A 14,865-nucleotide genomic window follows, 5' to 3' on the forward strand; every position below is an offset into this window, starting at 1 on the left:
TCCACGTCTTCGAATGCGACGCGGAAGTCAAGGGACGAGCCCCGCAGGCTGTGGAGCGATCACGGGCGCTCGTGCTCGCGCGCGAGCGCCCGGAAGCCCTCGTCCACGAGCTCGAGCAGATCCTCCGCCGCGCCGCGGGCGATCCACGCCTCGATCGCACACTCCATGATGGCGATCGCGCAGTTTGCCAGCACGCGCGGCGCCAGGTCGCGCTGCGGGTCCAGGTTCATCCGCGCGGCCAGCGGCTCGCAGATGGCCTCCGCGCAGTGGCCGAGCCGCTCGCTCTGCCTCGCGCGGACCGGCGGCGTCTTCGCGACGAACCGCTGGACCGCGACGAACCGCGGCAGGTTCCCCTCGTAGAGCCGGCCGAGCGTATCCCGGATCGCGCTGCGTATCGCGACGAGCGGCGGCTCGCTCGGAGGGCGCGCGCGGACCGCGTCGCACGCCACCTCGATGAGCTGATCCATCCACGCGATGAGGAGGTCTTCCTTCGACTCGAAGTAGCGGAAGAACGTCCTCCGCGAGACCTCGACCGCGCCGAGCACGTCGTCGAGCGTCGTCTGCTCGTAGCCGTTCTTCAGAAAGAGGTCGATCGCGGTCTCGATGATCTGCGCGCGCGTCCGCTCCTTCTTGCGCTCTCGGAGCCCTGGTGCCTCGCCCTCCGCCATGCCCGCAAGCTACCACGCGCAGGATCCCGGTGCCCCTCCTTGACAAATGCTACTCAGTAGCACATTCTTCTTCCTGTCGCGGCTCCCCGCCGATTGGAGCGATTTTGGGCGGAGGAGCGCGCCTTCACAGGCACGGAGTCCATCCATCGCCGTCGCCCTGGGCGACGACCGAGGCCTCGGCGCGGCCGTTGCGCACAAGAGCCCTCGCGCGCGGGCGCATCGCGGGAGACCGCCTTGCGGCGGACGCCGACATTTGCGCGCGCGCCGGTCGGCTCGGGCGATCGGCGCGCCCACGGCCGTTGTCCGCCGGCGGATGGAGGCGGCCACCACAGGATCTACGAGGAGCATCATGGAACACGACAAGGTCGCGCTCATCACGGGCGCAAGCCACGGTATCGGGCTCGAGCTCACGCGTCGTCTGCTGTCGGAGGGCTTTCAGGTCATCGCGCTGAACCGCTCGAGGTTCCCCGAGGACGATCCGCTGATCCGGGAGGGCCTCGCGCGCCGGAGGCTCCGCGTCCACGAGGCGGATCTGTCCGATTTCGATGGCCTCAGGCGCGTGCTCGGCGCGATCAAGGCGAGCGAAGAGAAGATCGACGTGCTGTTCAACAACGCCGGGGGGAGCGTCCCGGAGCTGACCTTCTCCAGGCAAGGGCGCGAGCTGCACTTCGAGCTCCAGACGGTGGTGCCGTATGTCATCGCGATGGAGCTCAGAGGGCTGCTGCGGAAGGGAGCCTTGAAGACGGTCGTGAACACATCCTCCGATGCGTTCAAGATGACGAGGCGCTTCGACCCCGACGCCCTGGAGCGCCCGGCGTCGTTCAAGCAGCTCTTCGGCCCGTATGCGACGTCGAAGCTCGCGCTCTCCCTCTGGACGCGCGAGGTGGCGCCGCTGCTCGAGGGGGACGGGATCAAGATCCGGAGCGTGGATCCTGGGCCCAACAACACGCTGAGGAAGGGAAAGCGGTCGGGGCTGCCGTTTTACGTGCAGCCGCTGATGAGGTTCCTGTTCCCGCCCCCGAGCCAGGGGGCTTCGCGGCTTTACGAGGCGGCGTTCGGCGCGAACCGGGAGCTCTCAGGCGTCTATTTGAAGAAGGACCGCGCGATGGATCTCCCGTTCCGAGAGCACGGCCCGAGGGTGCTGGAGAAGGTGCGATCCATCCATGAGCGGGAGTTCGCCGCCGGCTGATGTTCTCGAGATAGCCGCGCGTCGCTGACACACGTCTCCACTCGCCAGGCGCAGGGGCTCTCGTTGACGGCGGTGTTCGCTGAACCAGAACCTCGGATTGGCATCCGAGCGCGACAGCGCTCAAGCGCTACCGCTCACCTTCGCTGCGCGGGTGCTGCCGTCGAACGATGACTCGATCGTATACAGCGCTCCATAGAAGGAGATGCTCCCGTCCTCGCTCAAGCTTCCGCCGCGCAGCACGTTGGCGGCGCTCTCGTACAGAAGAAAGGGCGCGAGGCCGACGGGCAGCTCGCTCGCGAGCGTCCAGGTGCCCTCCGCGCCGCCAGAGGCGATCACGAGGTACTGCTGAGCGCCGGACGCGTTGACGAGCACGCCGAGCGTCGAGCCGCTTCGGTCGCGGGACGTCGCGCGGAAGTTGAGGTGGGCAGCAGTGGCGAGCAAGGTGGCGGAGGTGACGGGCTTCTGGGAGGTAGACATGGCTGTGTTGCACAACTCGGTTGCTAGCTGGACGACAAGTTCACGGTCCCGTGTCATGCCGAAAATGGATGATGTCCTCGCTTCCGGCCGCCACGGTCCAGTCGCTCTCTTACGGACCGGATCGGTCGTTCGAGCTCTTTGGCTGCCAGAAGAGCCCATCGTACTTTCGGGGAGAGCCCGAGCGGTCCAGCCGCTGGAACGTCTCGCCCAGCTTGAGGTTGCGCTGGCGGTCGCGATCGAACGGACCGTGCGGGCCGTCCGCCGGCTCGTACATGGCCTCGCTCCTCCCGTGCACCTGGAAGCGCCAGCAGAGCCTCTGTTCCACGCCATCCACGACCCGCGATAAACACGCATTCATAGCGACCACTTTCCTTGTGCTCAGCCGCATGTTGGAGAGACGGAATCAACAAACGCGATGGCCCCAGCCGGCGCGGTCTGCCCGTCCGCCCTCGACCGCCGCGCGCGCTTCCCTGAGCTCCGCCTCGACCTCCGCGACCAGCCATTGCTCCTCCTGGTCGGAGAGCGACGGCGCGTCCTCGGCGTGGCGAAGCGCGAACAGCGCGCTCAGCAGGAAGCGAGGCCACGCTCGCAGGCTGTCACCGGCGCCCGGGAGCTGTCCCTCGGCCTGGAGCAGCTCGGCGAAGCTGTCGCAGAGGAACGCGAGGCGCCGCCGCGCCGCCCTCGAGAGACCAGCGAAGGGGCTCCCGAGGCAGAGCGCCAGCGCGCGCAGATCGGCCGGCATCTGCGCGGCGCGCGGCGTCGCGCCTTCCACCGCCGTCGTGGTACTTGGCGCGGTCGTGGTACTTGGCGCGGACGCGTGGCTCATACAGAGTTTCTCTCGAACGCGGAAAGCACGCCGGGCGCGGCTTTCCGGATGGGCATGCAGGAGCTGCCTCGAGCGGCTCTTTACGGCCTTTTTTGCCGCTCGAGCCCGACAGGTCCAGGCGGCATCTCTATCAACTTCGCTGCGCGAGCGCCATCATATACCAGAGAACGAGCCGCGGCACCACGAAAGTTGATAATATAGAGGCCGATCTTTTCGATGCGGGGCTTTTTCACGATCCTGCGCTTCAGGCATCAGGGAAATCCCCTCGGCCAGAGACGACTGTGGACCCCTCGACACGCGTGGCCGCGGGCTGCAGGCGGGCGACCTGGCGCTCTTCCCGGGCACCTGGAGGATGCCCCTCCAGACGAACAGGCAGATGACCTGATAAGCCGGCTCGATCTCGAACCAGCGCACGCCCAGTTCGGGCTCATCGAGTGCTTGTGGTGGTTGCTTTGGAAGAGCTCGCCGAGCGTCACGATATCGAGGACCAGCGTGGCGCGCGAGTCGTCGTCGCTCTTGAAGTCGCGGTAGCCGTAGCGATGGCCGAACCAGTTCACGATGGCGCCGTGCAGCGGCCCCATGGTCCAGTGGAACGGGAGGAACAGGAACTGCCACCACTGCGTGCGAAGGCGATGTAGAAAAGGGCGTAGCCCGTGCCCCAGGTCGCTCGCCTCGAACGTGTGCTGCTCGCACGCGCCGGCGTGCGGCTCGAGCGTCTTGAAGACAAAAAAACGGCGGGCCTTCATGGCCCGCCGCGATTTTCCGACTCGACGAAGGAGCGATCAGTAACGACCGCGACCGCCGCCGCCTGCCGGACGCTCCTGCGCCTCGTTTACCTTGAGCGAGCGCCCATCGAGCATCATGCCGTTGAGCTGCGAGATGGCGTTGTTCGCCGCCTGGGCCGAGCCCATCGTGACGAACGCAAACCCGCGCGGCTGGCCCGTCTCCCGATCGGTCGGCATCGAGACCTCGCGGACCTCGCCGCTGCCAGCGAACGCGGCCTCGAGGGACTCGCGGGTGGTGTTGTACGAGAGATTTCCGACATAGAGACGATTACCCATGACACGTTACTTTCACGGCTTGCAGCTGCGCTCGTGAGCGCTCTTCGCCTGCCATTCGATGAAGCCGTCGCGGATCGAACGGGGACGTGCCGCGCAGCGAACCCGCGCAGGCACACGGTGCGTCGTCCAGTCATCCGCGCGACCAACGATCTCCCTCGCGTGGATGGAGAGAGAACGCATCGTGTCGAGAGCCAGTGACGTCGTGAGGGGCCCAGGCTACTCCCTTGGGGCACCAACAGCAAGGAGTGTCTCCGCAATCTTTTCTCTTTCCGCCCGCAGCGGGACCAGCGCGTGATCGCGCGATCGCGCGATCACGCGCTCACCCAATGCGTCCGGGGGCGCTCAACAGCGTCTCCCGGTGCGCTCCGTCGGCGGCCTCAGCGGCGTCGCTCGCGCATGCCGAGCCTGCGGTGCGAGTTGAGCACCTGCGCAGGCGGCGCGCTGATCCTCGGCTCGGCGCTCTTGGAAGCGCTGCGCTCCGAACGGGCATCGGCCGCCGCCCTGGGTGCGTCCTAACTTGCGGCGCTTTCGGCAGACCCAGGAACGGGGTCGGGTTCACGCCCAGGGGTGACTGAGGGCTCGACGGCATGGGTCGCAGGCGCCATTCGGCGCGCTAGCGCGCCCCACGCGCGGCACCCGCGCGCGCGATCGTGCCCATCCACCCGAGCACCGAAAGCGCCGCGAGCTTCTGGAGCGCTGGCAGAAATACGTGGCAGCCCGGCGCCGCGATCGCATACGCGTAGTACGCGGCGTTCGCGCTGCCGAGCGCGAGCGAGAGCGCACCGAGCCCCGCCGAGGAGCGCAACGGTGACGAGCGGCTCTCGCCCGCATTGCCCCGTGCAAACGCGCCGGTCACGCCCAGGAGCGTCGCCAGCAGCCCGGGGATCGCCGCGACGAATACGGACACTTCGTGGAGCAGCGGTGAGACCACGGACGGCAGCCACGCGATCAGGTTCGTGCCGGCGGCGGAGAGCAGTCCAAACACGCGAACCGCGCCGCCGAGCCGGCCGCCGAGCAGGGCGCCGTGAACCCACCAGAACGGGACGAGCGCGAGGGAAAAGCAGACGAACGAGGCCTGCGCGAGCGAGCGCGCGCGCGTGTTGTCCACCCCGCGCTGGGTCACGGGCTGCGTGAGGTCGCAGAAGAAGTTGCCCCAGAATTCGTAGCCGGGCGCGCTCGCGTCGCAGAAGGTGCCGCCCGGGTACGCGGCCGCGGCGAGCGCGGTGAGGACGAGAAACGCGGAGACCCCGACCAGGATCAGAGCGGGTGCGACGCGGGTCATCGCGGCCTCGACTATTTCGGAAATACGGTGCACTGGTTCGCGCTCCAGGAAGCGCATACGCACCTCAACGTGACGGCCGTCAGCGAGATCGATGTCTCGCCGTACGTGGCGGTTCGCCGGGCGCCGTCCCCGCGGGCTTGTCATGGGCGAAAGTCCTGCGGTTTCCTATCCGCTGGAGCTGTCGGTTTTTGTAGGCGGATCAGTGAATCGTACCTTTTGTATGTTATGTCAACTGCCGGTCGTTGGCGAGAAATTCTTGACAGGTCGGAATGGCTTTGCGCGGGCTATCCTCTCGAAAGCACGCTGCTCCCGACCACGACCCACCCGTCCCCGCCTCGCTGAATCTTGATCATCGCGACACGTTCATTCGAAACGCCTAAGGGGGAGTGGCCGGTATTTCGTCATTTTAATGATCAAGTGGTGAGTATCCTCGTGGCGCGAGAGCGTCCCGTTGTCGCGCCTCTCCAAAGGCTAGTAATCTTATTCTGAGATAGCGAACACGACATGAGCACGTACGAACTTTTCCAATGGTTGGGGCTCGGGGCGGGCGCCCTCGTCCTGGTCGCGATCGTGGCGGGCGCGATCAAGCTCTCGCGCGCGACGGACGCGGTCTGGCCGAACTGTGCGACGAGGTACGGGCTGACCTTCGATCAGCAGAACGAGGGCAGCGCGCTCACGTCACAGCGCCGCGTCAAGTCCCTCACCGGCGCCGTGCAGAACGTGCCGCTCCGCGTCATCTCCACCTGGAGCATGGTGGGCAACACCAGAACCACCTCCACGGCCTTCTATGCGCGCTCGTTGTATCCGGCGCCGCATCGCTTCTCGCTCCAGATCACGCGCGGGGCGGGTGGTCCGCAGCACCACCTGGTCCCGACGGGCGACCCGAACTTCGATCGCATGATTTCGCTCAGGAGCGACTCGCCCGCCCTCTCTCGTGCGCTCATGAACTCGGCGGTGCAGGCAGCGCTGCTCAAGCTGCCCATGAATCAGGTCGGGCTCTCTTACGACAACGGCGAGCTCTGTCTCTCCTACGGCGGTCAGCCGCTGAAGCCCGCCGAGCTCGAAGCACCCATTGACGCCCTGGTCGCCCTGGGTCACTCGAGGCTCGCATGATGACCTCACCCTCCGACCCGCGGCAGGCGTACCTCCGAGACCTCGGAGCGGCCCACGGCTTCACGCTCGAAGAGCTCGAAGTGAACCGGCAAGGGCGCCTTCATCCGGCGCAGGCCAAGCGCGGCAAGAGCTCCGGCATCGGCTGCGGGGTGTTCTTGCTCCTGCTCGGGTTACTCGTCGCCGCCGGAGGTGTCGGAGGTGCGCTCTACCTCCACGACGATTACTCGAAGCCGATTTCCGACACCGACATGAACGGGCTCTACGCGCTCGGCGGGGGCGGCGTCGTGCTGGGCGGGTTGCTCGGTATCGGCGCGCTGTTGATGTTCCGGAAGGTCAGCGCGAGGCGCAAGGCGTACGCCCAGAGCCCCGCGCTGGTCGCCCAGGGTCCGCTCCAAAAGGTGCACGTCGACGGCCGCGGCGGCATGCCGAGCCAATGGCGCTACGTGATCGGCGGAGTCGCCTTCGTCGTCTCGCAGAAAGCGTGGGAGCTCACGACGCACGGCGCCCACTACCGTGTGTATCACCTGGCGGGCGATCTTCTGAGCATCGAGCCGCTGTGAGAGCTCGGGGCTTCGGCGGGCCGGGCTTCGCGTGCTATGCGGAACTAGGCTAATTCATTACGGCACCCCGGGCGGCATCGCACCGGCGCCGGTGCGATGACGGCCAGCGCGCGCGTTGCCGCGGCGCCTCGCGCTCACGCGCGCGGGGCGAGCACCTGAAAGCGCCGTCCGCTGGATAACACGTACGGGTCCTCGCCGGTTGCGAGCACGTCGTGCTGCTGGCTCAGCTGATGACCTGGCTGGCAGCAGGCGAGCGTGTACGCGACGTTCCAGCGCAGCCGGGCGAGGACGTCGTCGATGGGGACGTGGGCGTGCACGAACGTGACGAGCACGGGCATGTCGGGCAACGCGTTGAGCCGTTCGATGGCGGCGAAGACGTCGGCGCGTTGCCAGGCGAAGCGGCGGATGCCGAATTTGGCGCGCCAGGCCTCGACCAGCGGCTCGTTGAGCACCGGATCGACGCTGACGTTTTCAGCCTCCGTTTTCAGCGCGAACAGCGCCCCGGTGCGGGCGTGGGCGCCGTCACCGACGTGGATGACCCGGCACGGCGCGCCGGACATGAAGGGCCGCAGGTGCTCGAGCGCCGAATAGCTCTCGGTCATTTCTTTGGCGGGGCGCGTGGCTTTGGCGAAGAGCGGCCACAGGGCTTCGAAAGACCCTCGACGCATCAGGCGATCCAGGTAGTCGCTGCTCGCTGGGCCAGCGTCCGCGTGCGGATTCACGGCGGTCATTCTATCACGGGGCGCCGGAGCGCGTGGCCCGAAGCGCCAGCTCGGCCGTTCGCCGTCAGCTCCGCGCGAAGCTCCACAAATCCGAGCTTTTCGTACAATCGCTCTGCCGGCGCGTTGTCAGGGATCACCGACGAGATCTGCGGCCGCGATCCCTCGCCACCTAACCAGCGTCGCTCGGCGATGAGGAGGCCTGTCGTCGCCGGAGGGCGAACGCGGCGAGGGCCGCCATCAGGAGGCCGAGGGTGTCATTCCCGCCGACGCCCGCGACGCCGCAGCTGCAGCCCTCGCCGTCACTGGAGGCGTCGCCACCCCCGCCGGCCGCGCCTGTGCCGCTGCCTGCGCCTACGCCTGTGCCGCCTGTGCCGCCCGCCTCACCCCCGCCCGCGGAACCGGTGCCGCTGCCCATCCCGCCCGAGCCCGTGGTGCCGCCGCCCGCGCCCCCTTCGCCGGAGGGCCCCGGCGGCGGCACCGTCGCGCAGTCGCCGAGCGAATGTTCGAGCGCGCCGAGCGTGAAGCTCCCGCTGCCCGGCCGCCCGCGAGCGCAGTAGTCGTCGGTCACCGCGGCCTCGGCGGGCGCTGCGCCGACGAGCGACGCCACCTCCCCTTTGAGGCGCAGGTCGCCGAGGCTTGGATTTTCGTACCACGTTTGGAACGTCGCGAGCCCTACCTCGGCCAGATTGTCACTCTCCTGGTGCGTGCTCCCGTCGCGGTCGCGGATCTTGCCCGTGAGCACGTTGCCGCGCGCGACGCCGCTGGTCGTCGCGAAGCGGAAGTCGATCCCGCTCGTCGCGATCAGCGTATTGAAATGAAGCCGCGTGTCCGTCGCGCGGTTCAGATAGATCCCGACGTCCGAGCAGCTCGCAATGATGTTGTTCCGCATCGTTCCGCCCGTGTGCTCGACCTCGCAGGGCACGTCGGGGTCGTAGGCCGGGGCGCAGTACTGCGCCCCCGTGCCGCCGCCGCCGAACGACAGCCCGATGCGCACCCCGTCCGGCGAGCCGGCGGTGGTGCAGACGACGAGGTTGCGCTCGAAGAGCCCGTCCGATCCGCCGCTCTTCATGAACGCGCCGTAGCTGACAGCGTCGCCGTCTTTCTGGAAGTCGTGCAGGTAGCTGTCGCGCACGGTCCAGCGCTTGCCGCCGTCGATGTTGATCTTGGTGACGGGATTGCTGGTCCTGCGCGGGTGGGTGTCGAACAGCTCCGATCGCTCGATCAGCCCGTCGTCGGGGGCCGTCCAGACGCCGTCCACCTGCACGGCGTTGATCTTGAGCTGGGCGTTGAAGTCCCGCACTTTCGAGCCGCGGAGGGTGAAGCGGCTGGCAGCGCCGAACACGTGGAAGGCATGCTCGCAGTCCGAGTCGTCGGCGCAGACGCCGCGGATATCGAGGTCTTCGAAGTGCCAGTTCGGGCCGCTGACCTTGAAGCCTTCGAGGCCCGACAGCTCGAGGATCGCGCCGAGCGGCTCGGCGGCGCGCACGACGATCGGCGCGGCCTCGGTGCCTGCGGCCGCGCAGGAGACGCCGTCGAAGGCGTAGGTGCCCGAAGCGAGGACGATCTCGTCGCCGGCCTTGGCCGCGCCGATCGCGGCGACGAGCTCGTCGGCGGTGCCGACCGGCACGACGGCCGCCGCGGCGGGGGCGGCGAGGAGGAAGGAGGTGAGCAGGGCGAGCGGAGCGACGTGCGCGCGGCGTATCGACATGGCTGCCAGAATGCGCGGCTGCGCTCGTCCGTCAAGACGGCGCGTGCGACGTGTGGCGCCGGCTACGCGGGCGTGACGACGCCAATCACCCCCGAGCGACTCAAGCTCGAGCGGACGCTCGCCGTGGTCGGCTGATCCCGCTGTGGGGCGCGCGAGCTACGCCGACGCGAGCGCCTTGATGTCGGCGACCTCGAGCACCTGCTTCGGCGCCCCGCTCGTCACGGAACGCACCATCGCGCGCTCCACCTCTTCGAGCTTCAGGGCCGGGAGCACGAGCTTCATGAGCGGGACGAGCGGGAGCAGGAAGCGGTAAACTCGCTTCAGGTTCTTCTGTCCCGGCACCGGCGTCATCAAGCCCGGCCGGAAGTTGTAAACGCCGCGAAAGGGTAGGCGCATCAGCGCGTTCTCGGCCTTGCCCTTCACGCGCGCCCACATCACCCGGCCCTGCTCGCTCGAGTCGGTGTGCGCACCCGTGACGTGCGTGAGCACCATGCCCGGATTGAGGCGCGCGAGCGCCGTCGCGAAGGCGAGCACCGTATCGTGCGTGATCGCCGTGTAGTCCGCCTCGCTCATGCCAACCGAGCTCACGCCGGCGCAGTAGAAGCACGCGTCGTAGCCCGAGAGCCGCGCCTCGAAGGCGCCGAGCTCGCGAAAGTCGGGGATCAAGCGCTCCTCGAGCTTCGGGTGCGCGTGCCCCGACGGTCGGCGTGCCACCGACAGGACCCGCTCGACCGTGGGATCCTCGAGACAAGCGAGCATCACGCCTTCGCCGACCATGCCGGTCGTTCCGGTAACGATGACCTTCATGGCCGTCATGTTCGACCCGAAGCGCCGACGGCGCAAACCCTAGAGCGAGCGTGCGTGCCCTTTCTTTCAGAAGAGCCTCGACGCTGTCGCCGAAGGATCGATGCTGCGAGGAGCCAGGAGAGGATCGCCTCGCGGCGGCCGACAAGCGAGCTTGCGCGACCGCGGGCGATCGCAGGAAGATGGGAAGATATTTTGGATGATCTTCCGTGCTCCTCACCTTCCCGGGGCTCTCTCGTTCGACCTCGTCACCTCGGGCGCTAGCCGCGCCCGCACCCGCCGCCGCCGCAGCGGCACCCGCCACCGCAGCGGCACCCGCCGCCGCACCCGCCGCCGCAGCGACACCCGCCGCCGCACCCGCCACCGCAGCGACACCCGCCGCCGCAGCGGCACCCGCCGCCGCACCCGCCGCCGCACCCGCCGCCGCACCCGCCGCCACAGCTAAAGCTGACGGCGGCTGGATTCGATGCTCGCAGTGCCTCCAGCCTGCTCGACAAATCATCGATCGCGTTGCGAATCTCGCTTATCGTCACATCCAGATCCTTCGGCGGATTACTCGCATTGCTCGAATCACGCATGGCAGCTCCTCCCACGAGTAAGTGGGGGTGTGCGGCCTCCTCGTCAACTCGACGGATCATGATCCAGCGACGGAAGATCTCATATGCTGCCGGCGCAGGAGGCGCGAGACTTCCGGACCATCGTGCACGGCCCGCCGTGCCTGGATCGGCGCCTTTGTCATGCTCGCCTGCGACATGGAGCGGCGTCCCGCGCGATCCCGAGAGCCACGAGGGCGTCCGCGCGAAAAGCCTCGTTTGCTCCGCCCTGATCGAGGCGAACTACCCTGGATAACCCGGCACGCTGCGCGGGCGCATCCGCCGCGCAGCGCGCCGCGCCTGGTTTGATAGCATTTCCGTATCGCCTCCGTCCTCGGCGAACCGTCGCAGCATCGCGCCTCGCAGCCCGAGCTGGATCGCCCTCCGCGCGACCGGCGCGCCCGACGGATGGTGGTCCGGATCCCACTGGAGCCGCACGTCCGAGCGCTGGAAATCTCTCTTTCACGCCTCCTGGCCCGGGTGCAGCACGGGCTCGAAGCTCGACGGCACCGCGGCCGCCTGGATCGCGTCGAACCCCGCGCGCTGGACGAGCACCAGCGGGAGCCGCGACGCCCCACACGTGGTCGTCGTCGGCGTCGCGTTCGTCTAGACTCGGAGCATGGTGGAAGCGCTGTCGGAGGTCCGTCGACTCGGAAGCCTGAGCTTCGCGAAGCGGGGGCGGGCGCTTGCCCTGCTCGCCCGCGGCTGGGATCAGGCCACGGCCGATCGGGTCATGGCCGCGTTGGATGGGGGCGACGGCGACGAGCGGCGGCTGGCGCTCGACCTGGCGACCTATCGTCGGGACGTGGCGCGCATCGAGGAGGCGCTGCGCGACCCCATGATGCGTCGGGCCGCGATTTCCTCGGCGCGCCGAGTGCCGGTGTCGGACGAAGCGTTGCTCCAGGTGCTGCGCGAGGGGAACCGCCGCGAGGCCCGCGGGGTCGTCCTGATCATGCACAGGCACGGTCTCGTCGCCCAGGCGACGGCGGTCATTCCCCTGGTCATCGCCAGGCACGGCGTGGGGCTCGCGACACGCCTCTTCGCGACATGCGATCTCGACACGCTGGAACACTACGCGGTCGAGCACGAGGCCGCGTGGCGCGAGCTGGTGACGCGTGCGCCGGAGCGGGGCCTCCGCGTGGCACTGGCGACGAGGCGTAAGATCACGGCGAACGAGGCCACGCTGTTCTGCACCCGATATCCCAGGGAGGCCCTGGCGCTGCTCGTGCGGCAGGATGCCTTGAATGGGTGGGCGATCCACGCCCTGGCGATGGCTTGCCCGGCCGAGCTGCTCGAGGTCTTGCGCCGGAACGACTGGACTGTCTCTCTCGCCAGCGGTCCGCTTCCATCCGGAGCGCTGCCGATCTCGACGCTGCCGACCGAGGATGTGCTGGAGCTCCGGAACCGGTGCAAGCCCCTCGACGCCTCCGCCGATCCGCTCTTCCGCTTCCTGCCCCCGACCGAGCGCGAACGTCTCCTTGGCGCCGAGCTGGAACAGGCCGCGACGGCGGCATGGTCGCCCCGTCCTGGCATGGCGGCGCGGCTGGCCACGATGCCGCCGGCGAGCGTCACGCGGCTCATGGCGGCGGCCCTGATTCCACCCGTCGATCCGGACACTCGGCGCAAGCGGCTTCAGGCCATCGAGAAGCACCTCGACCTTGCCCAGCTGCGATCCGAGCACGAGGCGCTGGGCGCGGCCCGGGACCGGGGCGAGCGCGCGGCGCGGATGGTTGCGCTGGTGCGTTCGCTCCGCCGCGGCGCCGACCCGGCGACGTGCGCGTCCGTTCTCGCCGAGGTGGAGCCGGCATGGCATGGCTCGAGCCGCCATCTGGTCATGGCCGAGCTGGCCCAGCTGTCCGATCGTCAGGTCTCGGAGATCCCCGTGCAGACCTATAGGGACGCCCTGCTCACCACGGTGCAGTCGCGCGAGTCGAACGCAACCACCCTGGCCCATGCCGAGCGGGCCGTGCACAAGGCCATCGGCGAAGCGATCCTCCGGGGCAGCATCACGCGCGCGGCGCAGCTGCTCGGGCTCCTGGTTCAGATTCGCCTGGATCCCCGGGTGCGCTGGCGCGCCGACAAGGCGCCGGCGCCCGGCCAGAAGCCGTCCATGGAGTATCTGCCGAGCCCGCTGCGCATCGCCGAAGGTCTCGCCGCTCAGCTCCATGCGGCCTACGAGGGCGTGCGCCTCGACGGCACCACACCCATGCTGGGACCGGTGGCGGTCGGTCGCTACGAGCCCGAGGCGGAGCGGCTCATCGTGGACCTGCTCCTCGGAAGAACACCGAAGGCGCCGCGGCCTCCGCGCAAGCCTGTCACGTGCGACGGGCCGCTGGACGAGGTGATGGGGTACGTCCCGGAGATCAGCTTGAAGGAGACTGCCCTCGTCGACGAGCTGCTGGATCGGGACGACACCACCGATCCCCACAAGACCGATCTGGTGGCGGCGATCTCACGATCGGCCCCCGGGCGGTGGACGCCCTCCCAGCGCAGGCGCTTCACGCAGCACCTCCTGCGGGTGGCGCGGGACGCCAGCCTCGATCTCTCGAGGCGCGTCAAGGCCATCGGCCGCGTCGAGGACGCGCCGCTGCTGCTCGAGCTGCTGCCGGGAGCGGCCGGGCCGGTCGCCGCCGCCATCCTGGCGCGGTGCGCCCGGATCGCTCCGCCGACCGCCGAGCTCCGGCGGCTGTTCCTGGCGCGCGCGCGAAGATCCGGCGTGGTGGGGCGCGCGGCGATGAGCGCCCTCAACGTGCTGTCCGAGCGCATGCCCGGTCCGTTCGATCTGGCGCCGTATCGTGAGCTGCTGCTGTCGAAGGACTGCGCGGTGGTCAACCGCAAGAACGCCGCTGGCAAGGTCTCGGCCTCTGCGACCGTGGAGGCTCGCGACCTCCTGATGGAGGCGTGGCGGTCCGAGGACCTGCACCCCAGCATCCGGCCGGACATCCTGGCGGGGTTGCTGCGCTTCGTCGACCAGGCCGACGTCCGACAGGTGCTCATCGACGGCATCACGACGGTGCCGGATACGTGGCCGCTGCTCAACCCCGGGTCGAGGCTCCTGTTCCCGAACGAGTCGCGGGCGCGACCCGCGGTGGCTCGCGGCTTCGTCGCCTTGGCCGAGGTGCTTGTCGACTGCGGCGACGAGCGCATCGCTGCCACGGCAGCGGGCGTCTGCATTGCCCAGCACGCCTTGTGCTCGGAAGGGCTTGGTCTGGCTACCAGGCTCCTCGCCGAGGCGCGCACCTCCGGCCGCGTCCTGGTCCAGGCTGTCGACTCATTGAGCCGCCTCCCTGACGACGCCGGACTACCACACTGGCAGGCGGCGCTGGCCCGGCTCGTCGAAGCAGCGAGCGGCGGTCGGACCTGGGCCCTGGCCCGGCTGGCACGGCTCGCGCCCAGGCCGCGGGCGTTCCGGATTGCGCTCGGCCTGGCTCAGAAGGCTGCAGGCCTGCGCCTCACGGCCGCCGCCACACTGAAGGAGATCCTCGACGTCGATCTCGTCGAGGTCAGGCTCGCCACCGAGCTATGGTCGGAGTATCTGGCCCTTGTAGACGAACAGCCTGCGCGTCGGATCCCCTCCACCGGCAAGCTGAAGGATCCCCGGCTCGCCGCCGCCCTGATCGATTGGCTCATCCAGCATGGCGGCCTTTCGGCCGCGCTGTCGGCTGCCGAGCTGTCGCTGCAGGTCGAGAAGCAGCTCCGAGACAGCCCCGCATGGCGCGCTCGGCTGGACGCCATCCGCGCGATGCACGCTGACGCCGCCGAGTGCTTGCTGCTGGCGGACACCTAGCTTCGTCGGTGTCGCGCGCTGCTCCGGCGCCGACCGCGCGGAACGAAGGGTCGGCACGGCCGCCGGACCGGCGCG

At 68.9% G+C, this 14,865-nt stretch carries 14 protein-coding genes and 1 pseudogene; 4 read left to right on the forward strand and 11 right to left on the reverse strand.

The features are described 5' to 3' along the window. Nucleotides 1-59 precede the first annotated feature (59 nt). On the reverse strand, nt 60-668 hold the full coding sequence (locus WME90_RS44090) for an acyl-CoA-like ligand-binding transcription factor (protein WP_437278098.1): 609 nt from the start codon (nt 666-668) through the stop codon (nt 60-62). A gap of 349 nt (nt 669-1,017) precedes the next feature. Here WME90_RS44090 and WME90_RS44095 point away from each other — a divergent pair, with 349 nt between their 5' ends. After that, entirely contained in the window at nt 1,018-1,857 is an 840-nt protein-coding gene (locus WME90_RS44095) for an SDR family NAD(P)-dependent oxidoreductase (RefSeq protein ID WP_437278099.1), read from the forward strand. Nucleotides 1,858-1,977: 120 nt separating this feature from the next. On the opposite strand, the gene WME90_RS44100 is transcribed toward WME90_RS44095, so the two are convergent. The 6 genes from WME90_RS44100 to WME90_RS44125 all read right to left on the reverse strand — a co-directional run bounded on the left by WME90_RS44100 (nt 1,978) and on the right by WME90_RS44125 (nt 5,560). After that, on the reverse strand, nt 1,978-2,334 hold the full coding sequence (locus WME90_RS44100; protein ID WP_437278100.1) for a hypothetical protein: 357 nt from the start codon (nt 2,332-2,334) through the stop codon (nt 1,978-1,980). A gap of 109 nt (nt 2,335-2,443) precedes the next feature. After that, a complete protein-coding gene (locus tag WME90_RS44105) occupies nt 2,444-2,659 on the reverse strand; it encodes a hypothetical protein (protein WP_437278101.1) in 216 nt (71 codons plus the stop codon). 78 nt (nt 2,660-2,737) lie between these two features. Beyond that, complete coding sequence (locus WME90_RS44110; protein ID WP_437278102.1) at nt 2,738-3,160, reverse strand: hypothetical protein; 423 nt, start codon at nt 3,158-3,160, stop codon at nt 2,738-2,740. Nucleotides 3,161-3,411: 251 nt separating this feature from the next. After that, nucleotides 3,412-3,906, reverse strand: a complete 495-nt coding sequence (locus WME90_RS44115; RefSeq protein WP_437278103.1) for a hypothetical protein — start codon at nt 3,904-3,906, stop codon at nt 3,412-3,414. 36 nt (nt 3,907-3,942) lie between these two features. Further along, nucleotides 3,943-4,221: an RNA recognition motif domain-containing protein gene (locus WME90_RS44120; RefSeq protein ID WP_437278104.1), complete on the reverse strand. Its 279-nt coding sequence runs from the start codon at nt 4,219-4,221 to the stop codon at nt 3,943-3,945. A gap of 613 nt (nt 4,222-4,834) precedes the next feature. Continuing rightward, complete coding sequence (locus WME90_RS44125; protein WP_437278105.1) at nt 4,835-5,560, reverse strand: hypothetical protein; 726 nt, start codon at nt 5,558-5,560, stop codon at nt 4,835-4,837. A gap of 447 nt (nt 5,561-6,007) precedes the next feature. Here WME90_RS44125 and WME90_RS44130 point away from each other — a divergent pair, with 447 nt between their 5' ends. Next, complete coding sequence (locus WME90_RS44130; RefSeq protein WP_437278106.1) at nt 6,008-6,616, forward strand: hypothetical protein; 609 nt, start codon at nt 6,008-6,010, stop codon at nt 6,614-6,616. Next, entirely contained in the window at nt 6,613-7,176 is a 564-nt protein-coding gene (locus WME90_RS44135; RefSeq protein ID WP_437278107.1) for a hypothetical protein, read from the forward strand. Before WME90_RS44130 ends, WME90_RS44135 begins: the two co-directional genes overlap by 4 nt. A gap of 134 nt (nt 7,177-7,310) precedes the next feature. Here WME90_RS44135 and WME90_RS44140 read toward each other — a convergent pair whose 3' ends face one another. The 4 genes and pseudogenes from WME90_RS44140 to WME90_RS44155 all read right to left on the reverse strand — a co-directional run. Then, on the reverse strand, nt 7,311-7,898 hold the full coding sequence (locus tag WME90_RS44140) for a hypothetical protein (protein ID WP_437278108.1): 588 nt from the start codon (nt 7,896-7,898) through the stop codon (nt 7,311-7,313). A gap of 169 nt (nt 7,899-8,067) precedes the next feature. Then, entirely contained in the window at nt 8,068-9,606 is a 1,539-nt protein-coding gene (locus WME90_RS44145; RefSeq protein WP_437278109.1) for an MYXO-CTERM sorting domain-containing protein, read from the reverse strand. Nucleotides 9,607-9,762: 156 nt separating this feature from the next. After that, nucleotides 9,763-10,413 (reverse strand): NAD-dependent epimerase/dehydratase family protein, encoded by a 651-nt coding sequence (locus tag WME90_RS44150; protein ID WP_437278110.1) that lies wholly within the window; start codon nt 10,411-10,413, stop codon nt 9,763-9,765. Nucleotides 10,414-11,246: 833 nt separating this feature from the next. Next, nucleotides 11,247-11,450 (reverse strand): annotated as a pseudogene (locus WME90_RS44155) (DUF4291 family protein); the annotation flags it as partial. Between the two features lie 172 nt (nt 11,451-11,622). Here WME90_RS44155 and WME90_RS44160 point away from each other — a divergent pair. After that, nucleotides 11,623-14,790, forward strand: coding sequence for a hypothetical protein (locus WME90_RS44160; RefSeq protein WP_437278111.1), 3,168 nt, complete (start codon nt 11,623-11,625; stop codon nt 14,788-14,790). Nucleotides 14,791-14,865: the final 75 nt, after the last annotated feature.

The organism is Sorangium sp. So ce375, assembly GCF_051473855.1.
Lineage (GTDB): Bacteria > Myxococcota_A > Polyangia > Polyangiales > Polyangiaceae > Sorangium.